We start from the raw sequence: 26,344 nt of genomic DNA on the forward strand, positions 1-26,344 counted from the left end.
TCTGTGTCGATCACATCCGCGCGAGCCATAAATTCATTTCGGATCGGTTTCGGGCGGTTGCCGGTCTGGTGACATCGCCGACCTCGTGATCGGCTTTCTCCGGCTCGGTCGGCGTTTTCCGGATGGGTAAGGCATGTCGCGTCCCCATGGTGGTTACTGGCAATTCACGTGACCGCGATAACTCGGATACGCGTGCTTTCTAGCCTCCGTGGGACCGCCCGGGCCGGCCGGATGGGAACGGTACGGCGGGGGGCCGTGGGCGCGTTCGACGGGGGCTTTTCGATGGGGGCTAGTGTGGCAACAAGGAGCACCAGAGGTCTGGATCGGCGCGGCTTCCTGCGCTCGGGTCTGGGGGCGTCGGCCGGGGCCGCGCTGCTCGCACTCGGCGGCGGGAGCCTGCTGGCCGCCTGCGGTGATGACGACAGCGATGGTGCGGCCGCGGGGGTGGCGGCTTCGGCACGCTCGACATGCGGTTGTCCTGGATCAAGAACGTCGAGTTCGCCGGCGCCTACATCGCTGACCAGCGCGGTTACTACCGGGAGGCGGGCTTCTCCAAGGTCAACCTGATGGCCGGTGGCCCGTCGGCGACGCCGCAGGACACTGACGTGGCGACCGGGAAGGCCTTCATCGGGATCTCCGCGCCGGATATCACTGGTAACGCAATCCTCAACGGCGCGCCCATCAGGATCATCGGTGCGCAGTACCAGAAGAACCCGTTCGCGATCGTCTCCATGGCCGACAGGCCGCTCACCGGTCCCGAGGACATGATCGGGAAGAAGATCGGTGTTCAGGCGACCAATGAGAGTGTTTGGTCGTCCTTCCTGAAGGCCAACTCGATCGATCCGTCATCCGTCGAGAAGGTGCCGGTCGAGTTCGACCCGCTGCCGCTCACCACCGGAACGGTCGACGGCTGGTTCTCCTTCGTCACGAACGAGCCGAACCTGCTGCGGGTGAAGGGTTTCGAGGTCACCTCGTTCCTGCTCGCCGACCACAACTACCCGCTGGTCTCCGAGACCTACATGGTCCGTACGGAATCGATTGAGAAGGAGCGCGACAAGATCAAGGCGGTGCTGTCCGCCGATATTCGTGGCTGGAAGGACTCGTTGGCAGATCCGACGCTCGGGGCGCACCTGGCGGCGACTGTCTACGGTAAGGATCTCGGCCTGGACGAGGACGAGCAGGTCCTGGAAAGCAAGGACCAGAACAAGCTGGTCCTCACAGATGACACCAAGGCCAACGGCCTGTTCACGATCACCGATGAGCTGGTCGAGGAGAACATCCGGACCCTCGGGATCGCTGGCGTGGCCATCACCGCGGAGGAGCTGTTCGACTTGTCGATCATCAAGGAGATCTACGCAGCGAAACCGGACCTGATCTGATGGCCCCGGCCATGCCCGCAACGGCTCCCGGTCTGGCCCCGGACCCGGCGGGCGCATCCGACGGATCCGGGGTGAGCGTGGCCGGGCTCCGCAAGGAGTTCCGCATGGGCCGCGGCCAGGTCGTCGCACTCGAGGACGTCAACCTGTCGACCGCGGCGGGCTCCTTCCTGACCCTCATCGGGCCGTCGGGCTGCGGCAAGTCGACCGTGCTGCGCATCCTCGCGGACCTGGAGGCGCCCACCGAGGGCCGGGTCCTCGTGCACGGCGAGGCACCCGCGGTGGCACGCCGGGCACATCACCTGGGCATCGCGTTCCAGGACTCGGCCCTGCTGCCCTGGCGGTCGGTCGAGGCGAACATCCGGCTCCCGCTGGAGGTCAGCGGGATGAAGGCCGACCGGTTGGTCATCAGTGACCTGATCTCGCTCGTCGGCCTGACCGGGTTCGAGCGGGCCCGGCCGGCCCAGCTGTCCGGCGGTATGCGCCAGCGGGTCGCGATCGCGCGCGCGCTCGTCGTCGAGCCCAAGGTGCTGCTGCTCGACGAGCCGTTCGGCGCCCTCGACGACATGACCCGCCAGCGCCTCAACTTCGAGCTGCTGCGGATCTGGAGCGAACGCGCGACGACCACGGTGCTGGTGACGCATTCCATCCCGGAGGCGGTCATCCTCTCGGACACCGTCGCCGTGATGAGCGCCCGGCCCGGACGGATCGCCGCCCGGGTCACCATCGACCTGCCGCGCCCGCGGACACCGGAGATGCTGCGTACGGCGCGTTTCCACGAGCTGCACGACCTGCTCTCCACCGTCCTGTTCTCCGGGGCGAGCCCCGGTGAGCCCGCCCAGGCCTCTGGATGAGCGATCCGAGCGCGCCGCCCGAGGTTCCCGACCTGGTTCTGAGCGCGTCGTCAGCCTCCTCGCCAGCCTCCTGGGTCTCGGTCTCGGTGCCGACCACCGACTCCGACCCGCGCGCGGGTGACACCGGACCGGACGCGGCGGCCGGCACGACAGGTGCGGTCGGCCAGGCGTCCGGACGAGCGAGCGACCGGGCGTCCGGACGAGCAGGCGACCGGGCGACCGGGCGAGCAGGCGGCCCCGGGTCGGCCAGGCGAGCGGGTGGCCCTTCAGCGGCACGGCCGGCGGCGCCGGCGTGGATCGGCGGCGCGGTCGGCGTCGCCGGTCTGGTCGCGCTGTGGTGGCTGCTCGCGGTCACCGTCCTTGATCGTGGCGGTGTCGTTCCGACGCCGTGGGAGGTCGCCCGCGCGCTGTGGGAGGACCGGCGGCTGCTCTGGCGGTCGGCCACCGCGACGGTGTCGATCGCCGCGCAGGGGTGGCTGGTCGGCAACGGCCTGGCGATCGGGCTGGCGATCCTGTTCTTCGGTGTCCCCGTGGTCGAGCGGGTGCTGCTCCAGATCGGTGTTGCCTCCTACTGCCTGCCGATCATCGCGATCGGGCCCATCCTGACCACCGTGTTCGACGGCAGCACCCCGCAGAAGGCGCTCGCCGGGATCTCGGTCTTCTTCACCACGCTGGTCGGTGCGCTGCTCGGACTGCGGGCCCCGGACCAGGCCAGCCTGGACGTCATCCGCGCGAGCGGTGGCGGGGTCATCGACCAGATGCGCTTCGTCCGCCTGCGCGCCGCGTTGCCGAGCACGTTCGCGGCGTTGCAGATCGCGGCGCCGGCCGCGATCCTGGGCGCGATCATCGGCGAGTTCCTCGGCGCCGACCGCGGCCTGGGCATCGCGATGGTCCACTCGCAGCAGGCCCTGGAGGTTCCCCGTACCTGGGCGCTGGCAATGGTGGCGTCCGCCATCGCCGGCCTCGGCTACGCGGTGACGGCCCTGCTGGCCCGGCTGCTCATGCCGTGGGCTCCCCGCGGCAATCCCGGAGGTGCCCGATGAGCACGGCCACAGTCGACGCGGGCGCACCGCCACCGCCACCGTCGCCCGCAGCAGGGGCCGCGGCCGTGGCCCGCGGCCGGCAGGGGCACTCGGTCGCGGGCGCGATCGCCACCCGGATCGGGCGGACGCTGCTGTCCGTGGTCGCCTCCACCGGGGTGATCATCGGTCTGTGGTACGCGTTCATCGAGGTCTTCGACCTCAACCCGCTGGTCGCCAAGGACCCGCAGGCGGTCTGGCAGTACCTGTTCACCGTGCCGGACGCCGCCGAGAACCGCGACGTCATCCTGGATGGCCTGTGGCACACCCTGGGTGACGCGGCGGTCGGGTACGCGGTGGGAACGGTCGCCGCCCTCGGCATCGCGATCGCGTTCGTGCTCAGCCGTTCGGTCGAACAGGCCCTGATGCCGGTGGCGATGATGCTGCGGTCGGTGCCGCTGGTCGCGATGACGCCGCTGCTCACCCTGATCTTCGGCCGCGGCCTGCTGGCGGTCTCCGTGATCGCGGGGATCGTCGTGTTCTTCCCGTCCCTGGTCAACCTGGTCTTCGGGCTGCGGTCGGCCTCCAGCGCGGCGGCCGATCTCGTGCTGGCCTATGGCGGCGGCCCGTTCACCGTGCTGCGCAAGGTGTCGCTGCCCAGTGCGCTGCCCGCGCTGTTCGTCTCGGCCCGGATCTCCGTGCCGTCCGCGGTCATCGGCGCGCTGCTCGCGGAGTGGCTGGCCACCGGCAAGGGCCTGGGCTACCTCATGCAACGTTCGCAGCAGACGTTCGACTACGGCGGGGTGTGGGCGGCGACCGTGCTGATCACCGTGGCGAGCGTGGCGATCTACGCGCTGGTCGGGTTCGTGGAGGCGGTCGTCCTCGCCCGCTACGGCCCGGCGCCCTCCCGGCGCGCCTGAGTCGTCCCGGATGGGGCTGGGTCGCCCGGCGGGATGGGTCGCCACGGTTACGCGGGATGGTCACCATGGTTACGCAGCCGCCGCTGGTTACCCCCGGCGACCGTCCGTGCCTGTTTCTGGTCACCCGCTGTGATGTGGCGCATATTGCACTACTTGCTTTGGGCCACCTGACCACGCGAAGTCCCCGTCTCGTACGAGAATGCGGGTGTAGAGCAGTGCGTCGGAACGTGCCTGGGTGGTCGCGTGATGGGATCCGTCCCAACGAAGTCTCAGCGCGTGCATTCGTTACCGGGAAGCCGGCGGGGCCGGCCGGTGAGCTCCGGAGGGCGTCATGGCCGCTGAGCGGGACGTCGACCCCGTGGTCGACGCCTTCTACCCCTGCGCGCCTCCCGGCGGTGCGCAGGCGGCCACGGCCGTGCCGGTGGCCACCCCGCTCGCCGCGGCCATCTCCCCTCCGGCGGTGTCAGGTGCGCCGGGAGCCGGGCCTGATCGCCCTGTTGTCGGCCCGCTCCCCGGCCTTCCCCCCTTGCGGTGCCGCTGGCGGCACCGGGCGCGCGGCGAGGACCGGCCCGCCGCCGTCCCGCACCGCGCGACGGCGGGACCGCCGGCCACGTCAACGCGACCGGCGGCGCGGTGCTCGCGCCGCGCCCACACCTGACCCCGGCAGCCACGCTGGCCGGTGAGTCCCTCGGGCCGTCCCCGGCCGAGATCGAACGTCTGCGGGCCATCGCGCTGGGGCAGGCCGAGGCCGACTTCGCCATCCGCGGTGGTGTCGTGCTGGTCGTCCAGACCGGCGACCTGGTGCGGCGTGACGTGATCATCGCGGGCCGCTACATCGCCGCGGTCACCCGCCCCGGCGCGTTGGAGGCACGCCGAAGCCTCGACGCGGCGGGCCGTTTCGTCCTGCCTGCCTACGTCGACGCCCGGACGTCGGTCGAGCGCACCCTGCTCTCTCCCGGGGAACTCGCCAGGCTCGTCGTGCCCCGCGGCACGGTGACCGTGCTGACCGATCCCGCCCAGATCGAGCAGATGTACGGCGCGTCGGGCCGTGCGCTGGTCCTGGGCACCGGGACACCGATGCGGGTGCTGCCCCGCGGGCCGGTCGAGGCGCGGGGCGCTGATCCCGCCGAGTCCTGGACCGGTTCGGCCACGGAGGCCGGTGCCGGTGTCGTCGCCGCTGCTGGTACTGGTATCGCTGGTTCGGGCATCGCTGGTTCGGGTGCCGCTGGAGCTGGGGTCAGCGTCGGTGTCGGGGCCGGTGTGGACAGCGGGTTCATCTCCCAGGCTGTTCCCCGGCAGGTGAACCCCCTCGAAGGCCTGGCCGGTGGGCTTCCCGCCACCCCGCAACGGCCCGTTCCACTCACCGCGCCCGCGCCGCACCTGGTCACCGCCTTCCCGGGCCTGGAGATGCCGGCACCTCCGCTGGCCGGCGCGTCCGCGTTCCCCCACCTCGACGACCAGGTCCGGGCCCAGATCCGGGCGGGCGGCGGTGTCGGCAGCGCGGTCCTGGGCGCCACCCTCGATCCGGCCCGCGCCTTCGGTCTCGATCACGTGCTCGGCCTGATCGCACCGGCCCGGCTCGCCGACCTGCAGATCGTGCGGGATCTGACCGCCGGCGTCCCGCCTGACGTGGTCATCGCCGGGGGCCGGATCGCGGCCGAACGCGGTCGCGCGCTTTTCGACAATCTCGATGTCGCGCCGGAATGGGCCCAGTCGTCCGTGCGGCTGCCGGCGGGGCTGTACACCGGATCCTTCACCTCGCCCTGCATGCACTGGGGTGGGCGCCGGGACACCAGCCTCGGCGTCGTCGACGTGAGCGTGCCCGGTGACGGCGGCACGACGTCCGCCGCGCTGCTGGCGCCGGTGTCATCCCCGGTGGTCATCGACGTGTCCGGGGGGCAGGCGGACCGGCCGCGGGTGAGCGTCGCCCGGATCGAACCGACCCTGCGCGACGGTGTCGTCGTCGCGGATCCGTCCCGGGACCTGCTCAAGACCGCGGTTCTCGACCGGACGGGGCGTGCCGACCGGGTTCGGGTCGGCATGGTGCGCGGTATCGGGCTCACCCGGGGGGCGCTGGGGGCGTCCGCCGCGGCGGCTCCCGGTGACCTGGTGATCGTCGGGGCCGGCGACGCGGACATGCTGACCGCGGCCCGGGCGCTCGAGGGGATGGGCGGCGGGTTCGTCGTCGTGGACCGTGGCTGGGTGCTGGCCGCCTGCCCGCTGCCGGTGGCGGGCCTGATGAGCGACGCGCCCTGGGAGGCGGTGCTCGGTCAGCTCGCGGCGGTCGACAGCAAGGCCCGCGAGCTCGGCTGCCGCCTCGCCTCACCGCTGCGCACGATCGCCCGCCTCGGCCGGGAGCTGTATATCCGCCCCTGAGCCGGCCAGGCGCTCAGATTCCGGGGGCCGCCTGTGCCCCGGAGGCTGCTCGTGCCCCGGATGCCGGCCTGGGCTCGGATGCCGGCCTGGGCTTGGATGCCGGGTTGGGCTTGGATGCCGGGTTGGGCACGGAGGTCGGGTGGGGCACGGAGGTCGGGTGGGGCACGGAGGACGTGCGCGGCCCGGGGGCCGGGCGGGGCCGCAGCTGGGACGCCGCCTCGCGCAGCGCGCGCCGCACGTCGGGGGACGGCGCCCAGACCCGGGTGCCACGGTCGCCGTCGATGGCCAGCAGGCCGCGGCCGACCATGCCGGTCAGCTGCCGGCGGGCCTGTTCCTTGCCGGTGCCGAGCAGCTCGGCGGCGTCGGCGGTGCGCAGCGGGCCGTCGCGCAGGGCGGTGGTGAGGACGAGCAGGTCGGGCAGCTCCAGGGGGCTCCCGGCATATGAACGGCCGAGCGCGAAGTGCGCGAAGGGGAGATCCGCTTCCTGGGCCGGCAGCACGGCGATCACACAGTCCGCCGTCGAGCGGTGGAAGTCCGGCCCGGCGAGCCCGCCGGCCAGCTGCGCCGCGTAGGCGCGGCGGATGCCCCGCCCGGACCGCTCGGTGATGCCGGCCCGGCGGAACGCGTCCGCCAGCAGCGGGCTACGCGGCCGGGGCGGCCGTGCCGACAGCGCGGACGTGTGCGGCGCACGGCCGGCGTCCACGAAGCCACCGGGACTGGTGATCTCGATTCCCTCGCTGGTCCACTGCGTGTGGACGGCGCCGACGGCCCGGTAGTCGCGGTGCACGAAGGCGTTGGCGAGCAGCTCGCGGAACGCCTGCTCGGCATAGGCGGGCACGCTGGTGCGAACCAGCTCGTAGCGAATCTCCCGGCCGGGGTTGCGAGCCCGGAAACGCGCGAGCAGCTCCTCGGTGAGGCGAAGCAGCGGCCAGCGGAAGAAGTCGTTCATCCGCGTGCGGGGCGCCCCGGGCTCACCAGGCTCACCGGTCTCCGGGCCGATGACCTGGATGGCCGCCTCGTGCTGCGGAACATGGCGGCGTACGGCCTCCGGCCGCCCGAACAGCAGCACCGCGCCGGCGAGGACCTGCGTGCGGCCGCCCTCGGTGACGACCACTCCCAGCGAGCGGGCGATCTGCTCGTCGGACATGGTCGCGAGCGCCCCATCACCCTTGCCACCGGCGGCCCCGACGAGCCGGCGCAGCCGGTCGAACTCCCGCGGGTCGAGATCGTGCCAGCCCGCGGACGTGCGGCGGGCGGCGAAGTCGGGATTCGGCGGCGGGCCCGGCGTGGCTCGCGCGCTCTGCCACGCGCTCTGCGCGGCCGGAACCGGCGGGTTGGAGAACACGCAGGTGAAGCCGGGACCGGGCCGCCCGCCCGGCAGGTCCTGCCTGGGGAGGGTTCCGTCGGGGTCGCTCATCGACTCGCCTGACGAATCGGTGCTGTCCTGCACCAGGCACCACCTTCCCGGCCGGCCCGCCCCCGAGCGCCCCGCACGACCACTGGTCGCCCGGCGTCTGGTCGCCCGGCGTCGCAGCCTGATCACATCGTAGTCGGGGGACCCGGCCGATCGGGGCGGTTCCGGTGTCGGATATCCGCGGCGTTGCCTCGGTACCGGGGGGCAGACCTGCCGTCCACCGGACACCTCCGTACTGAGTCTTCCTCGATGGCGGAAAAGGCTCACCTGCACAGCGCAACATTTTCGCCGGTCGGTGACAGGCCCTGCGCAAACTGGCGTACCGCTGTGTTTTCGACTCGAAACCAAGGGATTCTCAGCACTGTGTCGGTTGAACATCGCCGTAACGTGGCGGCACTATCGTCGGCCACATGACGACGCTTGGGGGTCCGTCGACCGTCATGCACAGGCCGCGAACCGTCGGCGAGGCTGTCGGAGCGCTCACCGCCGAGGCGGGCGCGGGCCGGCGCGTGTGGCTGTTGGCCGGCGGTACTGACCTGGTCCCCGCGCTGCGTGCCGGCAGCCGCGAGCCCGCGGCGATCGTCGCGCTGCGCCGCGTGCTGGAGCTGCGGGCGCGCGGCGCCGGTGCGGACACGCTCACGGTCGGCGCCGGTGTCACCTACGCCGAGCTGGCGGGCTGGTCGCTCGCGCCCGGGCTGGCCACGACGTCCCGGGTGGTCGGGTCGGTCCAGATCCGTAACTGCGCGACTGTAGGCGGGGCGCTCGGCTCCGCCAACCCGCGCGGTGACCTGCTGACCTTTTTCACGGCCGCGGAGGCCGAGATCCTGCTCGCGTCGGCGCGCGGGCCCCGCACGACCGGCATCGCCGCATTTCTACGCGACGGGCTGGAGCCCGGCGAGCTGGTCACGGCGGTGCGGATCGCCCGCCCGAGCGGCCCGCAGACCTACCTCAAGATCGGCGGACGGCAGGCGGCGTTTCCCGCTCTCGTGTCCTGCGCGTTCCTTGTGGACAGGGTGCGCCAGCGGGTGTGCTGTGCGGTGAGTGGCGTGGCGGTCGGGCCCTGGCGGGTGACCGAGGCGGAGCGCCTCGCCGGCGAGGAGGTCGACTGGTCGACGGGAACCGCGTCGCCCGCGGTCGCCCGCCGTTTCGGTGAGCTGGCGGCCGAGGTGCTGCGCGCGGCACCACCGTTGCCCGAGGACCCGCGCCACCCGGCCGACTACCGGGCGCACGCGGGCGGTGTGCTCGCCGCCCGGGCGTTCGCCCGGTGCCTCGGGCCGGTACGGCGTGAGGAGGCCGCGTGAGCACCGGTGGCGTGGGCCCTGATGGCGCTGGCGCGGGTGCGGCCGGCATGAGGGCGGGTGTGGGTGTGGGTGTGGGTGTCGATGCGGATGCAGTGAGCGCGGGTGTGCTCTCGCTCTCCTACCGCCTCAACATCGACGGTGTGCGGCGTGCCGTCGCCGACGCCCGGATCGAGGAGTCGCTGCTCACCGTCCTGCGGGAGCGGCTCGGCGTCACCGCGGTGAAGGATGCCTGCGAGCAGGGCAGGTGCGGTTCCTGCTCCGTCCTGCTCGACGATCGGCTCGTGCTCGCGTGCACCGTTCTCGCCGCGGACGCCGTGGACGCGCGCGTGGTCACCGTCGCCGGTCTCGGCGCCGGCGGGCCCGCGGCCGACATCCAGGCGGCGTTTCTGGAGCATGGCGCCGTCCAGTGCGGGTTCTGCACGCCGGGCATGGTCGTGGCGGTCACGGACCTGCTCGGTCGCCGACCGAGTGCCGACGAGGACGAGATCCGCGACGCGCTCGCCGGGAACGTCTGCCGGTGCACGGGCTACGGCCGCATCATCGCGGCGGTGCGGGACGTCCAGGCCAGCCGGGCGCAGGCCGCCACGACCACGGGGACCGTGAGATGGGCGAACGGCGCATGACGGGCGAGGCGGGCATGACCGGGCGGATCGGTGTGACCGGCGGCTGCCGGGGCGTCGGGCGCTCGGAGCCGCGGCCCGACGGGGTCAGCAAGGTCGAGGGGCTCTTCAGCTACGTCGGTGATCTGAGCGTGCCCGGCATGCTGCATGCCCGCACCCTGCGCTCGCCGCACCCCCGGGCGCGGATCAGAAGGCTCGACACAGCCGCCGCGGCGGCTCTGCCCGGGGTGGCCGCCGTCGTGACCGCGGCCGACGTCCCTGGGCTGGCGACGTATGGGCTCATCGTCAGTGACCAGCCGGTCTTCGCGGCGGCCGAGACCCGCTATGCCGGTGAGCCGGTGGCGGCGGTGGCGGCGGTGGACGCGGCCACCGCCCGGCGAGCCCTGGCCGCCATCGAGGTCGAGTACGAGCCGCTGCCGCCGCTCGTCGACCCCGAACGCGCCCTCGAACCGGGTGCGGAGCTCGTCCACCCGGACGGCAACGTCTTCCGGAAGATCACGCTGAGGCACGGCGATCCCGCCGTCGAAGGGAGCGTGGTCGTCGAGGACAGCTATGTCGTCGGAATGCAGGACCAGGCCTTCCTGGCCCCGGAGGCGGCGCTCGTCGTCCCGGCCGCCGACGGCGGGGTCGACCTGTGGGTCGCCACCCAGTGGCTGCATTCCGACCGCGAGCAGATCGCCGCCTGCCTCGGGCTGCCCGAGGCACTGGTACGGCTGGAGCTGGCAGGGATCGGGGGTGCGTTCGGGGGGCGCGAGGACGTGACCCTGCAGATCCACGGCGCGTTGCTGGCGCTCGCCACCGGTTCGCCGGTGCGGATCGCCTATGACCGGGTCGAGTCGTTCCTGGGGCATCCGCATCGCCACCCCGCGCGGATGTGGTTCCGCCACACCGCCACCCCGGCCGGTGACCTGGTCAGCGTCCAGGCACGGGTCGTGATGGACGGTGGGGCCTACGCCTCCTCGTCGCCCGCCGTGCTCGCCAACGCCGTCACGCACGCCGCCGGGCCGTACCGGGTGCCGCACGCGCGCCTCGACGGCCTCGTCGTCCGGACGAACAACCCGCCGTGCGGTGCGATGCGTGGTTTCGGCGTGCCGCAGGTCGCTTTCGGGCATGAAGCCCAGATGGACCGACTTGCCGACCGGCTGGGCATGGACCCGGTCGCGCTACGGGTCCGCAACGCGCTCGTGCCCGGTGATGTGCTGCCGACCGGACAGGTCCTCGGACCGCCGCTGCCCGCGCGCGAGGCCATCGAGGCGGTCGCGGCCCGCCCGCTGCCGCCCCGCCTGACCGATGACACCCCCCGGACGGCCCGCCCCGGCGGTCGCGCCGCCGGGGCACCGATCAGCCGGATCCGCCGCGGGGTCGGCTACGCGCTCGGCTACAAGAACCTGCTGTTCTCCGAGGGGATGGACGATTCGTCCACGGCGCGGATCAGGCTGGCCCTCGACGACGCCGGGCAGCCGTTCGCCACCGTCCACAGCGCGTGTTCCGAGGTCGGGCAGGGGTTCGTCACGATCGCCGGGCAGATCGCGCGCACCGAGCTCGGGGTGGAACGGATCGAGCTGCTGCCCGCCGACACGCGGGTCGGCAGCGCCGGGTCGACGAGTGCGTCCCGCCAGACCTGGATGAGCGGCGGTGCGGTGCGCGGCGCCTGCGTGGCCGTGGTCGACCGGCTGCTTGCCCGGGTCGCGCGGGCGCTGGGCCTGCCGGCGGAGGTCGTCGAGTCGCCGCGACGGGCGCTGGTGATCGACGAGGGAGAGATCATCGGCGCGGAGACGGGGACCAGGCTCGCCCTGACCGAGGCGCTCGCGGCCGGTCCGGTCGAGGCCGAGTACACCTTCCACCACCGGCGCACGACCGCGCTGGACGAGCATGGCCAGGGCGATCCGCATGTGGCCTTCGCCGCGGCGGCGCACCGCGCGGTGGTCGACGTGGACCCTGACCTCGGCCTGGTGCGGGTCGTCGCGCTGGCCCTGGCACAGGACTGCGGCACGGTGATCAACCCGCTGTCGCTGCGCGGCCAGGTGGAGGGCGGCACCGCCCAGGGGCTGGGGCTGGCGGTCATGGAGGAACTGGTCACCGTGGGCGGTGTGGTGACCAACCCGACCCTGCATGACTACCTGCTCCCGACCGCCGCGGACGTGCCGGCGCTGGACTTCGTCGCACTGACCTACCCTCACCCCGACTCGCCGTACGGCGCGAAGGGGGTGGGGGAGACCCCGACCTGCACGGCCACCGCCGCGATCGTGGCGGCGATCCGGGATGCGGTCGGCCGCGACCTGCGCCGCGTGCCGGTGCGCCCGGTCGACCTGGTGGACCTGGCCGACCGGGACGACTGGGACGACCGGGACGAGCCGGTGGACGCGGCGCCGGCGGCCTCCGCGGATCGGCCCGACGCCGCGGATCGGCCCGACGTGGTGGATCGGCCCGACGTGGTGGATCGGCCCGACGTGGTGGACCGGCCGGACGTGGTGGACCGGCCGGAGGTCGTGCTGAGGGAGGGACACCGATGAGCGGTATGCCAGGGCCCGGCCGGGCGGTGCTGCCCGAGACGGTCGAGGTGGTCCGTTCGAGCCGGGTCGTGCTGCCGGGCGGCGAACGCCCCGCGGCCGTGCACGTCACCGACGGCCGGATCACCGCCGTCACCGCGCCGGCGGACGTCCCCGCCGACGCGGCGGTCACCGACGTCGGGGACCTGGTGCTCATGCCCGGGGTCGTGGACACGCATGTGCACGTCAACGAGCCGGGCCGCACCGAGTGGGAGGGCTTCGCCACCGCCACCCGGGCCGCGGCGGCGGGCGGCGTGACGACGATCATCGACATGCCGCTGAACGCCATCCCACCCACCACGTCGCTGGAGGCCCTGACGGTCAAGCGTGCCGCCGCGGCCGGGCAGATCGCGGTCGACGTGGGATTCTGGGGCGGCATCATCGGCGCCGACGCGCGCCGGCTGCACGACCTCGCCGAGCTGCACGACGCCGGCGTCTTCGGCTTCAAGGCGTTCCTGGCCCCGTCCGGGGTCGAGGAGTTTCCGCATGTGAGCATGGACGTGCTGGCCGCGGCCTCCCGGCACACCGCCCGGATGGGCGCCCTCACGGTTGTCCACGCGGAGTCGCCGGCGGTCCTGGCCAGTGCGCCCGCCGCGGCGGGCCGGGCCTTCAGCAGTTGGCTGCGGTCCCGCCCACCGGCCGCGGAGAAGGCCGCGGTGGCCTCCCTGGCCGCCCTCGCCGCGTCGACCGAGGCACGGCTGCACGTGCTCCACCTGGCCGCCGCCGAGGCGCTCGACGACGTCCTCGCCGCCCTTGAGGCCGGCCTGCCCCTGACGGTGGAGACCTGCCCGCACTATCTGACCTTCGTCGCCGAGGAGGTCCCCGATGGTGCCACCATCTTCAAGTGCGCTCCGCCCATTCGTGAGCGCCCGAACCTGGATCGGCTGTGGGACGGTCTCGCGGCCGGTCTGTTCGCCGGGGTGGTCACCGACCACTCGCCGGCGACCCCCGCGCTGAAGTCGGTCGAGACCGGGGACTTCGGGACCGCCTGGGGCGGCATCGCCTCCATCCAGCTCGGCCTGCCCGCGGTGTGGACCCAGGCCCGCCGGCGGGGCCACAGCCTGGTCGACGTCGCCCGCTGGATGTGCTCGGGCCCGGCCGACCTCGTGGGCCTGGGCACGCCCGGCCCGGGCGGCGACGGTGGCGACGGTGGCGACGGCGCGCTGGCCGGTTCCAAGGGCCGCATCGCGGTGGGAGCGGACGCCGATCTGGTCGTCTTCGACCCCGAGGCGAGCTTCGTTGTCGACCCGCAGCTGCTGCGTCACCGCCATCCGTTAACGCCATACGCTGGACGAACGCTCGAAGGAGCGGTGCTCGCGACCTATTTGCGGGGGCACCGGGCCGATGGTGACCGGCCGGTCCGAGGCCGGCTGCTCGCACGGTGAAGCTCGGTGAAGCAGAGAAGCCGTCGAAGGAGTTCTCGAATGTCTGATGCGCCTGATCTGACGAACCTCGTCGACCTGGCCGCGGCCCGTTTCGGGGGCTCGGTCGTGGCGGTGAACGACGAGTTCTTCGCGCACGCGGAACGCATGCTCCTCCCGGAGGCCCCGGTGGTCCGTCCGGGGGTGTTCACCGAGCGGGGTCAGTGGACCGATGGCTGGGAGACCCGGCGCCGCCGCGACCTGCCAGGTTCGGACTGGGCGATCGTCCGGCTGGGCGCGCCGGGCATCGTGCACGCCGTGACCGTCGACACGACCCACTTCACCGGCAACGCTCCGGAGGCGGTCGAGCTGCACGGCGCGACGCTGGCCGGCTACCCGTCGGCCGAGGAGGTCGCGGAGGACTCGGTCACCTGGGTGCCGCTCGTGGGCCGTACGCCGGTGTCGGCCGACGCGGTCAACGTCCTGGCCGTGCCGGAGGAGGCGCGGTTCCGGATCAGCCACCTGCGGCTGACCATCCACCCGGACGGTGGGGTGGCCCGCCTGCGGGTGCACGGCGTGGTCGTGCCCGACCCGCGGCTGCTCGACCGGGTGACCTCGGATCTCGCCGCCGCCTACCTGGGCGGTGTCGTGGTCGCCGCCAGCGACATGCACTACGGCGACCGCCACAACCTGAACGCCTCCGGCGAAGCCCGGGCCATGGGCGAGGGCTGGGAGACCCGGCGCCGGCGCGGCGAGGGGCACGACTGGGCGGTGGTGCGGCTGGCCACCGAGGGCACGGTGGTGCGGGCCGAGGTCGACACCCGGCACTTCCGCGGCAACGCGCCCCGCGCGGTGGCCCTGTGGGCGGCGAACGCCCCGGAGGCGGGGGACGGCGAGGTGGCCGCGGCGGGCCTGGCGGCGGTCCCCGAGTGGCGCCCGCTGATGCCCCGGACCAGGGTCCAGCCGAACACCCGGCACCTTTTCGACCTCGAGGTACCGGCCGAGGCCACCCACATCCGGGTCGACGCGATCCCGGACGGCGGGCTGGCGCGGCTGCGGCTGCTCGGCAACCCGACGGCGGCGGGTCGCGAGGGGCTGGCCATGCGCTGGTTCGACTCGCTGGCACCCGCGGCGGCCAGGGAGGAGCTCCTGGCCTGCTGCGGCTCCGAGGACTGGGCGGACGCCGTGGTGGCCCGCCGGCCCTTCGGCACCCTCGCGGCGCTGTTGCCCGCCGCCGAGCAGGAGTGGTGGTCGCTGCCCGACTCGGCCTGGCTCGAGGCGTTCACCGCGCACCCCCGGATCGGGGAGCGCCCGGCACCCGCGCCGACGCCGCCCACGTCGTCCCGGGCCACCATCGTCACGATCGACGCCCCCCGGCGTGAGCAGGCCGCGCTCGACCAGGCGAGTGACGAGGTCCGCCGCGCGCTCGCGGAGGGCAACGCCGCCTACGAGGATCGGTTCGGGTTCGTCTTCCTGGTTCGGGCCGCCGGGCGTGGCGCCCAGGAGATGCTGGACCTGCTTCGCGAGAGGATGGCCAACGAGCCCGACGCCGAGCTTCGCGTGGCGGCCGGTCAGCAAGCCGAGATCACGGCGCTGCGCCTGCGCCACCTGATCACCGGCGAGTGACCGCCGTCGCCCGGTTCGGGCGACGTGACGAGATGGCCGCCGCCCAGCGCCAGCTTCGCGGCGGCCGGAGAAGGCGGTGCCTGTGAGCTTGTCGACCCATGTGCTGGACACCGGCGTCGGGAAACCGGCCGCCGGGGTTCCGGTCCGTCTCGAACGGGCCGTGCTGACCCTCGACGGTGAGGTGAAGGGTTGGCGCCCGGTCGCGCAGGCCGTCACGGACGGCGACGGGCGGGTGGCGCAGCTGCCGGCGGACGGCGCCGGCACCTGGCGGCTGCTGTTCGACACCGCCGGGCACTCGGCCTTCCACCCCGAGGTCGCGATCGCGTTCGTCATCGAGGACGCGGCCGAGCACGTCCATGTCCCGCTGCTGCTCGCGCCCTTCGGATACACCACCTACCGCGGCAGCTGATCGCGGCGCTCGCGGGCTCGGGTGGCGGGCGCTCGTGAGCCCGTGGCGCGGGCCGGGCCGGCGCGGCCCGGGCTCGGGTCCGGGCCTGCGGATCAGCCTGGCTGGGCCGGTGACGGTCGCCCGCCCAGCCGGGAGACCGTCGCGCGGTCCAGGCCGGCTGTGCGCAGCCGCGTGTCGTCCAGCAGGTTCGCGTCGAGCGCGCGCAGCACGTGGCCGGCCAGGGCCCGTGCCGTCGCGGGTTCGTCGGCGACGGAGCCCGAGGCGCGTGCGGCGGCGTAGTCCGCGAGCCGGCGCAGTGCGTCGGGGAGCCCGCGCAGCAGGCAGCCCGCGACCGCGGCGTGCCGGCTGACGAGCTGCGCCGGGTGCAGGTCCCAGCTCTGGTAGAGACCTCGTGACCAGGCCCGGCGGACCAGCTCGCCGTGGCGGCGCCAGCCGGCGTGGACGTCCGCTGCCGCCCCGACGGGCAGCAGGTTGGAGGAGCCGTCGGCGACCCGGACGCCGGTGCCCGCCGCCGCGAGCTGCATCAGCGCGGTGGCCAGCTCCACGGCCGGATGATCGCTGGCCTGGTCGGCCGCGGAGATGCCGAGCGCCGCGGAGTAGTCGTAGGTGCCCACGTGCAGCCCGGTGAGCCGGCCGGGTGCGGCGGCGACCAGCGCGGGCAGGCTCAGCACCGCGGCCGGCGTCTCGACCTGGATCTCCAGCGCGACGGGCCCGATACCGAGCTGGCGTTCCAGGGACGTCAGGACGTCGCAGAAGACCACCACCTGCTCCGGCGCGCTGACCTTGGGCAACGTCACCACCAGGCCGGGTGGCGGTCCGTCGTCCCCGGCCAGGGTGGTGAGGAAGAGGTCGAGGCTGCGCAGCCCCCGGGCCCGTACGGCCGCGTCGAGCGATTTGGGGCGCAGGCCGTAGCAGGTGGGCAGCGTGCCGGCGGCGGCCGCCGACCGCAGCGCCCTGGCGGCGGCTACGGCGTCCGCGTCCTCGGCGCTGTCGGCGCGGATGCCGTAGCCGTCCTCCAGGTCGACTCTGAGGTCCTGGACCGGTTCTGCTGCAAGGGTGCGGCTGACATGCGCGTACACGTCCGCGGCGATGGCCGCCGCGGACCCGCCGAGGGTGACCAGCGCGAGCGTTTCGGGATCCGGTGCGTGCCGGGTGAGCGCTTCGCGGGCCACGCGGCCCCATTCCCCGACGATGTCCGGATGAACCCGGTCGGCCGGGACGTAGCAGGTGTGCACCGGCTGACGGGTGCCCGGATCGCCCGGGTAGCGGGCCGCCAGCTCGGCGTCGAGACGGCCCAGCGTCGCGGTGAGCGCCGCGGTGGTGTCGGCTGACAGCGTCGGCACGGCCGCACCGTCGGGTCGGATCTGGGGACGGGCCTGCACCGTGGGAAACCTCGTTAGCTCGTCGATGGCTGCCGGCTGCCGGCTGCCGGCTGCGTGGCGTGGCGCGCGGCGAGGCAGGTGTGCCGCGTCGGCCGAAGTCTGGCGTGCCGAGCGACCTGGCGTGCCGAGTGACCTGGCGTGCGGAGGTGACCCGGCGTGCGGAGGTGACCTGGCGTGGCCGAGTGACCTGGGGGCCGAGCGGCCGGAGCGCGCGGCGTGAACAACGCCGCCGCCGGCGCGTTCGGCGCCGATCGGGGGATTCGGCGGGTGGCGCCGACGGCGGCTGCCTGGAACGCGATTCGTGCCGCGGCCGAGGGTCGTGACGGCATTGATGCCCTAACAGTCAGGCCGAGCGCCGAACGCGAGCTGTTGGTCCGGAAGTGCAAGCTCCCTGCCAGGATACTGCGCCGAAGCGGGTGCAACCAGCCATGTTCAGGGGCCGGATCGGTGTGCTGATGGGCTGTGTACGGAGTAACGGCTACCCTGCATTCTCGAACGCCGCCTGAATGCCCTCTGCGATGCGGCGGTGACGGCTGAGCATCTCGGGCAGATCGGAGTCCACTGGCAGGCCGTTCTCGACCACCGTGCGCCCGGCCACGACCGTGTGCCGGGCAGCCGTGGGCCCGCAGCGCAGCCAGGCGTCGATCGGATCGGAAAGGGCTCCGGCGTAGGCGATTCCGTCCAGCGGCCAGACGACCAGATCGCCCACCGAGCCGACGGCGAGGAGGCCGATCTCCCCGGCGCGCCCGAGGCAGGCCGCCCCGCCCCGGGTCGCCATCTCCAGGGCGTCGCGGGCGGACATCGCGCCGGCTCCCTGGCGCAGCCGGCCGAGCAGCATCGCTGTGCGCGCCTCGAGCCAGAGCGAGGCCGAGTCGGCCGACGACGAGCCGTCACAGCCCAGCCCGACGGGGACGCCGGCCGCGCGCATCTCGGCGACCGGGGCGAGCCCGCCGCCGAGGATCATGTTGCTGCTCGGGCAGTGGGCCACCCCGGTGCCCCAGGCCCCGAGGCGCTCGATCTCCTCGGGGTTCGGGCAGATGCAGTGGGCGACCCAGGCGCGGTCACTGCCCCAGCCGACCTCGGCGAACTGGTCGATCGGCCGCCGCCCGAAGACGGCCAGGCAGTAGTCGTCCTCCTCGGGATCCTCGGCCAGATGGGTGTGCAGGCGGACGTCGAGCTTCTCGGCCAGCTCCGCGGTCGCCGTCATCAGCTCCGGGCTCACCGAGAAGGGAGAGCACGGTGCGAGCGCGATCCGCACCATCGCCCCGTGCGACGGGTCGTGGTGCTTGGCGACGAGCCGGGCGGAGTCGTCCAGGATCTCGTCGGGCTCCTGGACGACCGAGTCCGGCGGAAGCCCGCCGTCCTTCACCGACAGCGACATCGACCCGCGGGTCGGATGGAAGCGCATTCCCAGCTGCTGCGCGGCCGCGATCTCCGCCGTGATGAGGTCGCCGCCGCCGCGCGGGTGGACGTACAGGTGGTCGGTCGTCGTCGTGCAGCCGCCCAGCGCGAGCTCGGTCAGCCCCACGTACGCCGACGTGTGGACGGCCTCCTCATCCAGCCGGGACCACAGCGGATAGAGCGTCTTCAACCAGTTGAACAGGGTGCCGCCGAGCGCTGGCGCGAAGGAGCGGGTGAGGTTCTGGTAGATGTGATGATGTGTGTTCACCAGGCCTGGCGTCACCAGGCAGCCGTCGGCGCGCAGCGTGCGGGCCGCGGCGGGCGGTGTCTGCTCGGGTCCGCCGATCGCGCTGACGAGCCCGTCGGTGATCGCCACCCAGCCGCCGTGGATCTCGCGCCGCTCGGCGTCCACCGTCGCGACGAGCTCCGCACCGATCACCAGAAGATCGGCCGTGGGGCGGTCCCCGGGTGCGGCGCTGGTGTCGGTGGGGCTCGTGCTGGCGGGGCCGGGTGTGCTCATGAGCGCTGATTCTGCAGGTCCGGGGTTTCGCGGACATGACGGTCGGGCGGTGGCGGGTGGATGAGGAACTCATGACGGCGGAGGGTGACGGGCAGATCGTCGTCATCGACGACCCGGCCGACCCGCGCGTTTCGGACTACGTGGCGCTGACCGACGTCGCGCTGCGCCGGCGCCGGGAACCCGAGCAGGGTCTGTTCATCGCCGAGGGCGAGCGGGTGATCGAGCGGGCGCTGCGCGCCGGCTACCAGCCACGTTCGGCGCTGGTGTCACCGGCGCGGCTGCCGGGCGTCCCGGCGAGCTTCTGGGCCCGACCGTCCCCCGACCGGCCGGCACCGCCGGTGTACTTGGCGGGGCCGGCGGTGCTGGCGGCGATCACCGGGTTCGAGGTCCATCGCGGGGCGCTGGCGTCGATGTGCCGCCGGGAGCCGCTCGATCCCGCGCACCTGCTCAGCACCGCGCGCCGGGTGCTCGTCTGCGAGGACCTGGTCAGTCACACCAACCTCGGCGCGATCTTCAGGTCGGCCGCGGGCCTGGGCATGGACGCCGTCCTGCTGAGCCCGCGGTGCGCCGATCCGCTGTACCGGCGGTCGGTGCGGGTGTCGATGGGCGAGGTCTTCGCCGTCCCCTATGCCCGCCTCGAACCGTGGCCCGCAGCGTTGTCCCTGCTGCGCACGGCGGGTTTCGAGGTGGTGGCGCTGACGCCGGCCCCCGACGCGCAGGAGCTGACGGCGGCCTGGGCGGCACCGGACGACCGGGTCGCGGTGCTGCTGGGGACGGAGGGCAGCGGGCTCACCGACCAGGTGCTGGCCACGGCGACCCGTCGGGCGCGGATTCCGATGGCCCACGGTGTCGACTCCCTCAACGTCGCCGCGACGGCCGCGATCGCCTGTTACGTGCTCGGGCTCCGCCCGGCCGCACCCTCCGCGCCCGCCGGGTGACCCGACGGCCGCGTGCCGTGGCGGGTGAAGGCGCAGACTGGTATTGAGTGATGCTCTGATGGCGGACAGTGGCGGGGAATGGGGCGGTACTCATGACGCAGGGCCCGGAACCGTCGCCGTCGCCGGTGCCGCCCTATGCGGGTGCGGGCGCGTCTGCGGGCGCTTCGGCGGACGACCCCGGGCCGGACGCGCCGGGGTACGCCGGCCTCGCCACCTTCGCGGACCGACCCTGGATGCCCGGCCTCGACGAGCTGCGGGCGCGCCGTCCCGACGTCGCGGTCGTCGGCGCGCCGTTCGACATCGCCACGACGCACCGGCCCGGTGCCCGGTTCGGGCCGCGGGCGCTGCGCGCACAGGCCTACAACCCGGGCACCTACCATCTCGATCTCGGGATCGAGATCTTCGACTGGCTCGACGTCGTCGACGCCGGTGACGCGCACTGCCCGCACGGCCTGACCGAGGCCTCACACCGCAACATCCGGGCCAAGGTCGGTGACATCGCCCGGCTCGGCATCCGTCCGGTGATCATCGGCGGTGACCATTCGATCACCTGGCCCGCCGCGAGCGGGGTGGCCGAGGCCGTCGGCTGGGGCGAGGTCGGGCTGCTGCACTTCGACGCGCACGCCGACACCGCGGACATCATCGACGGGAACCTGGCCTCGCACGGGACGCCGATGCGGCGGCTGATCGAGTCCGGTGCGGTGCGCGGGCGGAACTTCGTCCAGGTGGGGCTGCGCGGGTACTGGCCGCCCCCGGACGTCTTCGCCTGGATGCGTGAGCAGGGGATGCGCTGGCATCTGATGCACGAGATCTGGGAACGCGGCAGTCGTGAGGTCATCGCCGAGGCGATCGCGCAGGCGGTCGACGGCTGCCGCGCGCTCTACCTCTCCGTCGACATCGACGTGCTCGACCCGGGATTCGCGCCTGGCACCGGAACCCCCGAACCGGGCGGCATGACCCCGGCCGATCTGCTGCGGGCCGTGCGGCAGATCGCGCTCGACGCCCCTGTCGTCGCCGCGGACATCGTCGAGGTCTCGCCGCCGTACGACCACGCGGACACGACGGTGAACAGCGCGCACCGGGTCGCGCTGGAGATCTTCGCCGCGCTCGCGCACCGGCGGAGGTCCGAGGCCGGCGGAACGGTGGATCTGCCCGGCCGGCCGCCGCACAGCTGATCCGCCGTACGGCCTATCCGCCCGTACGGCCTATCCGCCCGTACGGCCTATCCGCCCGTACGGCCTATCCGCCCGTACGGCCTAACCGCGGCCGGTCAGGCCGCCGTGGGCTCCGCGTGCACCTCGGGTGCCGTACCGACCCGCACGATCCGTCCGTCGCGTAATACGGCGACCCGGTCGGCGAGGGCCAGTGCCTCGTCACGGTCGACGGTGGTGTGCACGACGGTCAGCCCGACCTGGCGCTGCACGGCCCGCAGGTCCTCCCGGAGCGCTGGCCGCAACCGTTCGTCCATGGCCTGGAGGGGGTCGTCGAGCAGCAGGATCCGCGGCCGGACCACCAGCGCACGGGCCAAGGCCACCCGCTGCTGCTGCTCCCCGGAAAGCTGCGGCGGGCGTCGCCGCGCGTACTCCGACATCTGGACGGCCGCGAGCGCGGAGCGCACCCGCGCTGACGTCTCGGCGCGGCCGGGACCGGCCGGGCCGTGGGCGTGCCGCAGCCCGAACGCGACATTCGCGGCGACATCCAGGAAAGGGAACAGCGTGTAGCCGCCGAAGATCGCACTGACGGCGCGTCGGTAGGTGGGTCTGCAGGTCAGATCCTCGCCGTCGAGCAGGACCCGGCCGGCCGACGGCTGGTCCGCCCCGGTGACCAGTCGCAGCACGGATGTCTTGCCGCTGCCGGGTGGCCCCTGAAGACAGAAGTACTCACCGGCGTTGATCGTCAGGCTGACGTCGTCAAGCGCGGTCCTGCCCCCGAAACGCAGGCTCAGCCCGATCAGATCAACCTGGCCGGTGCGACGGCCGCCCTCCGCCATGCCCACCCCCAGCTGCCCGGTCCAGCCTGGTGCGTACCGGGTGAAAACGACAGTCTCACCCCGGTCGTCGGCGGGTTCGGCCGGCCCTTCGGCCGCGCCGCGCGGATCGGCTGTGGATGGATTCCCGTTGGGCGGGCGGTTATGAACGGGCCGGGAACGCGGGGCCGGGCCGGGAACACTCAGGAACGGTCAGGAACGCGGGTCGAGGTGAAGTGCTTCCTCTTCGGCAGTACGCCGCCACGCCTCGTCATCGGCTGGTCGGTGGCGGCGGTGGGCACCGTCACTGCTCTCGACAACCTGGTCCGAGTTCGCGTCGTCGAACGCCGCGATGTTCGACGAACCTTCGGCGAAGAAATCGCTGTCGTCACCGCCGGCATCGCCGCTTTCCGACTCGGCGTACGGATCGGGGTCGGGGACCTCGGCGGCAAGCTGACGATCAAAGGACGACGAACGCTCTTCCCGCGGCGTGATCGGATTGCGAACCAGTCCGCTCGGAGTGTCCGGCGGATCCCAGCTGTCGTCGAGCGGGTCGAGACCCGCGTCGGTCGACCCGAGGTCGTCGCTGTCGGTGATCTCGGCGCGTTCCAGCGGTGAGTTGCTGTCCAGGTCAAGGACGTCGAGGTCTGGCTGGATGTCCGAGGCGGGCCATGTCATCGCTGCCTCCTGTTGGTGCGAACGGCCGAGCTGATGCGGCGTGAACGCTTGTAGACGGCCAGACCGCTGGTGCTTCGGACCCGTGGTGCGCTGGCCGGTCCCGACCATGGGCGTTCCCGGGACCGACCGGGCTAACCGGGCCACCCACGCAGTACCGCTGGTCTTACGCACCCCCGATGCGGGAAGGAGCGGGGATAACGTATAGCGTCCCCAAATGTGGCTACTGTTGCTGACCGGATTCTCGAGCAGCTCGCGCTGATTCCCGACGGACTGGATGACGGCTCGCTGGCCGCGGCGATCAGCGCGAATCGTGCAACGGTGAACCAGGCATGCCGGCGTCTGGCGGCGCAGGGCAAGCTGGACCGGGGCCCCGGTCCCGGCGGCCTGATCGTCAACCGGCTGTTGGTGACGCCGACCGCGGAGCCGGACGTCGTGGTGGCCGAGCCGGACGTCGTGGCCGAGCCGGACATTGTGGTGGCCGAGCCGGACGTGGTGGCCGTAAGCGCGCCCGTGTCGGTGGGCGCGGCGCAGACAGCGGTGTCGGCGGAGCCCTTCGAGGCGCTACCGGTAGCAGCGCAGGCCAGTGACCCGCCCTTGGCTCAACCCGAGCCGGCGACTGGCACGGAGCCGGCCTCGCCGCAGGTCACCGTCCCGAGCGCGCGTGTGTCCGAGGAGTCTCTCGCCGACGAGGCGGCAGCGGAGCCCGTCGAGGTGCTCGAGCCGGTCGAGAGCGTGGCGCCTGTTGAGGACGTGGCGCCTGTTGAGGAGGTGGCGCTGGTCGAGAGCGTGGCGCTGGTCGAGGAGGCCGTGTCTGTCGAGGACGTGGTCCCGGTCGACGAGGTGGCGTCCGAGGACGTCGTGCCCGTCGAGAGCGTCGCGCTCGTCGAGGACTCGGTCCCGGTCGATCAGGTGCCGGTTGACGAGGTGCCGGTTGACGAGGTGCCGGTTGACGAGGTGCCGGTTGACGAGGTGCCGGTCAGCGAGGCGGCGGCGGCCTCGAACGCGCTCGTCGCCGCAGTCGAGGCGGCCGTGGCGCCCTCCATCGAGGCGGTCTCCCAGGCGGCGCTCGCCCGGGATGGGGCCACCGGCGGGGAGACACCGCAGGGTGTGGACGCGGTTCTGGCACTCGGGCAGGTGATCGCGGCGATCGACGAGACGGTCGCGGCGATCACGGCCACCACCACGGCCGCGGGCCGCGGCGCCCCCGTCCCGGAGGCCGCCCCCGCGCCGGTTCCGCCGCCCGCGTCGACCGAACCCTTCGGTGACGCGCTGTCATCGGGCGGGGCCGCTGATGCCGACGGTGACACGGGTAACGGCGATGCCGTAGACGGTGAGCTGGCCCTGGGCACGAGTGCGGGTGACGATCGGGAACCGGTGGCGGAACCCGCGGTCGTGGTCGCGGAGCCCCCGATCAGTGATGAGGTTCTCGCCGCTGGCGTGAGTGTGGAGGATGCCGGTGGCCCGGCTGCTCCGCCGGTTCGTCGTACGTGGTGGCGTCGGTTGTTCGTGCGGGGCGCTGGACGAGCCTGACGGCAGGTAGCGGTCCTGTTGCCGACAGCGTCGTCGCTGTCGGTAGCCTGACCGGCGAGGCCCGCGCAGAGCTGGTGGCGTGTGAGCGCCGCCGACCTATCAGAGGAGTGCAATTCATGCGAGCGAGAGCGCTCGTCGCCGGGGTCGTGCTGTCCTCCCTGGCGCTCGTCGCCTGCGGCAGCCGCGCGGGTGACTCGGCTCCGTCCGGCGAAGGTACGCAGACCGGTGCTGCTTCGGCCAACACCGCGTCCGACACCGGTGTGACGCCCACCGAGATCAAGATCGGCAACATCACCGGCATGAGCGGTGGTCTGGGGCCGGAGACGTTCTCGGCCTCCCTCTACGGCGCACGCGCCTATTTCAAGGCGCTCAACGCCAAGGGCGGCGTCAACGGGCGCAAGGTGACCCTGGTGTCGTGCGACGACAAGAGCACCGGCGACGACAACGTCGCCTGCGCGCACAAGCTGGTCGACGACGAGAAGGTGTTCGCCCTCGCCGGTGTGACGGCCTTCGACTACGCCGGCGGCCAGTACATCAACTCCGAGGGCGTGCCGGACATCGGCGGCCAGCCGGTGGGCGTCCAGTACGACCAGTACCCGCACCTGTACTCGATCTACGGCAGCGACTACCCGCGGGACGGCCGCCGGCCCGGCTTCGACGGCAACCTGTACGGCGGCACCGAGGAGTACCGCTGGTACAAGGAGAAGCTCGGCGCGACCACGGCGGCGGTGGTCTACTACAGCATCGCCCAGTCCGAGCGGTACGCGACGAAGATCGCCAACGGGCTGCGGGCCGAAGGCTACAAGGTGGTCGAGGAGCCGATCAACCTCGCCGCGCCCAACTGGGACTCGGTCGCGCAGCACATGAAGCAGCAGGGCGTCCAGATCGTGTTCGACGCGATGGAGGACACCGGCAACGCCAAGCTCTGCGAGTCGATGGAGCGCCAGGGCGTCCCGCTGAAGGCGAAGGTGACCACCGCGCAGGGCATGTCGAGCTCGGTGGGCACGCTCTACTCGAGCGCGCCGCAGTGCCGCAACCTCGTCTACGCGACGACCCAGTCGGCGACCTTCTCGGACGCCTCGATCCCGGCGGTCAAGGCGTTCCAGGACGCCATCACGACGTACGAGCCGGACCGCGCCGCGACGATGAACCAGTGGATGCTCGAGGGCTACGCCTCCGCGCAGTGGCTGACCGACGCGATGGCGTCGTGCGGGGCGAACCTGACCCGCGAGTGTGTCGAGACGTACATGAACCGCAACGAGCCGTACACGGGCAACGGCCTGCTCACCGCCCGTGACTTCGTCAAGGACCAGCAGCCGCCGGCCGAGTCGAAGAACTGCCTCAATGTGGCCCGTTGGCAGGACAGCGCCAACGGCGGCAAGGGCGGCTGGTTGACGCAAAGTGGTGATATGAACACCAACTGCTACACGGTCAAGAACCTGCCTTACCCGGCAGCCTGAGCCTGACGCGGCGTGTGTCGGACGTCGGAGCCCGATCCGGGGCCCGACACGCGCCGCTACGGGCGCCGGCCCCACCGGGCTGCTGTTGCTGACGCGCAAGATCGGAGCGACTGATATCCCCGACTCTTCGGGGCTTGGCTCCGAGGCGCGGTCGGGCGTGTCGTTGCTGCCGGGGCAAGATCCAAGGCCGCGTAGTTAAGTGATCTCGGTTGCTGTCAAGGGTGTTGAGGTCAGGGTGTAGGTCGCTCGGTCGGTCTTGTGGAGGAGCCCCTGGCGGGCCCACTGCGACATCCGGGTGCGGAAGCTGTTGATGTTCGTGACGTGGAGGATCCGGGCGATGTCCCGGCTGTGCCAGGCGCGGTGAGGATCGCCGCGCAGGAGGTCCAGGACGTCGGTCGCGGTGGGTGCCGGGCGGTGGGATGGCTGGTCCGGTGCTGTCGGGTCGGTGTCCGGTGGTGGCACGGCGGGCCGGGTGAGCGCCGGGGTGGCTTGCCGGGGTGGTGTCCGGTTGCGGTGGCTGGCCGCGGGTGTGGCGGGGGTGGCTGGGGGGTGGATCTCGGTGGTCACGGTCGCGATGCTGGTGGTGACCAGTGGCCGGTCGTCTCCGGCGGGCCGGGCGTGGTAGCGGGAGAGGGGGGACTTGG

The 26,344-nt window shown here is 72.8% G+C and carries 20 protein-coding genes and 1 pseudogene; 15 read left to right on the forward strand and 6 right to left on the reverse strand.

Annotation, left to right across the window (positions count from 1 at the left end; all coding sequences use genetic code 11):
* Positions 1-467 precede the first annotated feature (467 nt).
* From FREUN1FDRAFT_RS21560 to FREUN1FDRAFT_RS48125, 5 genes are all read left to right on the forward strand, one after another.
* The gene (locus tag FREUN1FDRAFT_RS21560; RefSeq protein WP_006542304.1) at positions 468-1,379 is read left to right on the forward strand and encodes an ABC transporter substrate-binding protein; all 912 of its coding nucleotides are present in this window, start codon (positions 468-470) and stop codon (positions 1,377-1,379) included.
* Positions 1,379-2,230: an ABC transporter ATP-binding protein gene (locus FREUN1FDRAFT_RS21565; RefSeq protein ID WP_006542305.1), complete on the forward strand. Its 852-nt coding sequence runs from the start codon at positions 1,379-1,381 to the stop codon at positions 2,228-2,230. Before FREUN1FDRAFT_RS21560 ends, FREUN1FDRAFT_RS21565 begins: the two co-directional genes overlap by 1 nt.
* A 296-nt stretch (positions 2,231-2,526) precedes the next feature.
* Positions 2,527-3,273 carry an ABC transporter permease subunit gene (locus tag FREUN1FDRAFT_RS21570; RefSeq protein ID WP_035952881.1) on the forward strand — a complete coding sequence of 249 codons (747 nt, stop codon included), beginning with the start codon at positions 2,527-2,529 and terminating at the stop codon, positions 3,271-3,273.
* Positions 3,270-4,169: an ABC transporter permease gene (locus FREUN1FDRAFT_RS21575; protein WP_006542307.1), complete on the forward strand. Its 900-nt coding sequence runs from the start codon at positions 3,270-3,272 to the stop codon at positions 4,167-4,169. The genes FREUN1FDRAFT_RS21570 and FREUN1FDRAFT_RS21575 overlap by 4 nt, the downstream gene beginning before the upstream one ends.
* A gap of 531 nt (positions 4,170-4,700) precedes the next feature.
* Positions 4,701-6,545, forward strand: coding sequence for an adenine deaminase C-terminal domain-containing protein (locus FREUN1FDRAFT_RS48125; RefSeq protein ID WP_369809809.1), 1,845 nt, complete (start codon positions 4,701-4,703; stop codon positions 6,543-6,545).
* 13 nt (positions 6,546-6,558) lie between these two features.
* Here FREUN1FDRAFT_RS48125 and FREUN1FDRAFT_RS21585 read toward each other — a convergent pair whose 3' ends face one another.
* A complete protein-coding gene (locus FREUN1FDRAFT_RS21585; RefSeq protein WP_006542310.1) occupies positions 6,559-7,995 on the reverse strand; it encodes an ATP-binding protein in 1,437 nt (478 codons plus the stop codon).
* Positions 7,996-8,369: 374 nt separating this feature from the next.
* Here FREUN1FDRAFT_RS21585 and FREUN1FDRAFT_RS21590 point away from each other — a divergent pair, with 374 nt between their 5' ends.
* The 6 genes from FREUN1FDRAFT_RS21590 to uraH all read left to right on the forward strand — a co-directional run bounded on the left by FREUN1FDRAFT_RS21590 (position 8,370) and on the right by uraH (position 15,825).
* Positions 8,370-9,260, forward strand: coding sequence for a xanthine dehydrogenase family protein subunit M (locus FREUN1FDRAFT_RS21590; protein ID WP_006542311.1), 891 nt, complete (start codon positions 8,370-8,372; stop codon positions 9,258-9,260).
* Positions 9,257-9,883 carry a (2Fe-2S)-binding protein gene (locus tag FREUN1FDRAFT_RS21595; protein ID WP_006542312.1) on the forward strand — a complete coding sequence of 209 codons (627 nt, stop codon included), beginning with the start codon at positions 9,257-9,259 and terminating at the stop codon, positions 9,881-9,883. The genes FREUN1FDRAFT_RS21590 and FREUN1FDRAFT_RS21595 overlap by 4 nt, the downstream gene beginning before the upstream one ends.
* Positions 9,880-12,393, forward strand: coding sequence for a xanthine dehydrogenase subunit D (gene pucD, locus FREUN1FDRAFT_RS21600; RefSeq protein ID WP_006542313.1), 2,514 nt, complete (start codon positions 9,880-9,882; stop codon positions 12,391-12,393). Before FREUN1FDRAFT_RS21595 ends, pucD begins: the two co-directional genes overlap by 4 nt.
* Positions 12,390-13,814, forward strand: a complete 1,425-nt coding sequence (allB, locus tag FREUN1FDRAFT_RS21605) for an allantoinase AllB (protein WP_006542314.1) — start codon at positions 12,390-12,392, stop codon at positions 13,812-13,814. The genes pucD and allB overlap by 4 nt, the downstream gene beginning before the upstream one ends.
* Before the next feature lie 39 nt (positions 13,815-13,853).
* Positions 13,854-15,416, forward strand: coding sequence for an allantoicase (locus FREUN1FDRAFT_RS21610; RefSeq protein WP_006542315.1), 1,563 nt, complete (start codon positions 13,854-13,856; stop codon positions 15,414-15,416).
* Between the two features lie 82 nt (positions 15,417-15,498).
* Positions 15,499-15,825, forward strand: coding sequence for a hydroxyisourate hydrolase (uraH, locus tag FREUN1FDRAFT_RS21615; RefSeq protein WP_035952865.1), 327 nt, complete (start codon positions 15,499-15,501; stop codon positions 15,823-15,825).
* A gap of 92 nt (positions 15,826-15,917) precedes the next feature.
* On the opposite strand, the gene FREUN1FDRAFT_RS21620 is transcribed toward uraH, so the two are convergent.
* Positions 15,918-17,207, reverse strand: coding sequence for an aldolase/citrate lyase family protein (locus FREUN1FDRAFT_RS21620; protein ID WP_006542318.1), 1,290 nt, complete (start codon positions 17,205-17,207; stop codon positions 15,918-15,920).
* Positions 17,208-17,685: 478 nt separating this feature from the next.
* Positions 17,686-19,128, reverse strand: a complete 1,443-nt coding sequence (locus tag FREUN1FDRAFT_RS21625) for an 8-oxoguanine deaminase (RefSeq protein ID WP_006542319.1) — start codon at positions 19,126-19,128, stop codon at positions 17,686-17,688.
* Positions 19,129-19,163: 35 nt separating this feature from the next.
* On the opposite strand from FREUN1FDRAFT_RS21625, the gene FREUN1FDRAFT_RS21630 reads away from it, so the two are divergent.
* Positions 19,164-20,066: an RNA methyltransferase gene (locus FREUN1FDRAFT_RS21630; protein ID WP_232295327.1), complete on the forward strand. Its 903-nt coding sequence runs from the start codon at positions 19,164-19,166 to the stop codon at positions 20,064-20,066.
* A 92-nt stretch (positions 20,067-20,158) separates the two neighbouring features.
* On the forward strand, positions 20,159-21,241 hold the full coding sequence (speB, locus tag FREUN1FDRAFT_RS21635) for an agmatinase (protein WP_006542321.1): 1,083 nt from the start codon (positions 20,159-20,161) through the stop codon (positions 21,239-21,241).
* Positions 21,242-21,336: 95 nt separating this feature from the next.
* On the opposite strand, the gene FREUN1FDRAFT_RS21640 is transcribed toward speB, so the two are convergent.
* Together FREUN1FDRAFT_RS21640 and FREUN1FDRAFT_RS21645 are read right to left on the reverse strand one after the other, a co-directional pair.
* Positions 21,337-22,056 carry an ABC transporter ATP-binding protein gene (locus tag FREUN1FDRAFT_RS21640; RefSeq protein WP_006542322.1) on the reverse strand — a complete coding sequence of 240 codons (720 nt, stop codon included), beginning with the start codon at positions 22,054-22,056 and terminating at the stop codon, positions 21,337-21,339.
* Between the two features lie 189 nt (positions 22,057-22,245).
* On the reverse strand, positions 22,246-22,710 hold the full coding sequence (locus FREUN1FDRAFT_RS21645; protein ID WP_006542323.1) for a hypothetical protein: 465 nt from the start codon (positions 22,708-22,710) through the stop codon (positions 22,246-22,248).
* A gap of 216 nt (positions 22,711-22,926) precedes the next feature.
* Here FREUN1FDRAFT_RS21645 and FREUN1FDRAFT_RS21650 point away from each other — a divergent pair, with 216 nt between their 5' ends.
* Positions 22,927-24,240, forward strand: coding sequence for a hypothetical protein (locus FREUN1FDRAFT_RS21650; protein WP_006542324.1), 1,314 nt, complete (start codon positions 22,927-22,929; stop codon positions 24,238-24,240).
* Positions 24,241-24,356: 116 nt separating this feature from the next.
* Positions 24,357-25,700 (forward strand): ABC transporter substrate-binding protein, encoded by a 1,344-nt coding sequence (locus tag FREUN1FDRAFT_RS21655; RefSeq protein WP_006542325.1) that lies wholly within the window; start codon positions 24,357-24,359, stop codon positions 25,698-25,700.
* Between the two features lie 195 nt (positions 25,701-25,895).
* Here the strand turns inward: FREUN1FDRAFT_RS21655 and FREUN1FDRAFT_RS21660 are convergent.
* Positions 25,896-26,344 (reverse strand): annotated as a pseudogene (locus FREUN1FDRAFT_RS21660) (hypothetical protein); the annotation flags it as partial.

Origin of the sequence: Parafrankia sp. EUN1f (assembly GCF_000177675.1) — a bacterium.
Classification (GTDB): domain Bacteria; phylum Actinomycetota; class Actinomycetes; order Frankiales; family Frankiaceae; genus Parafrankia.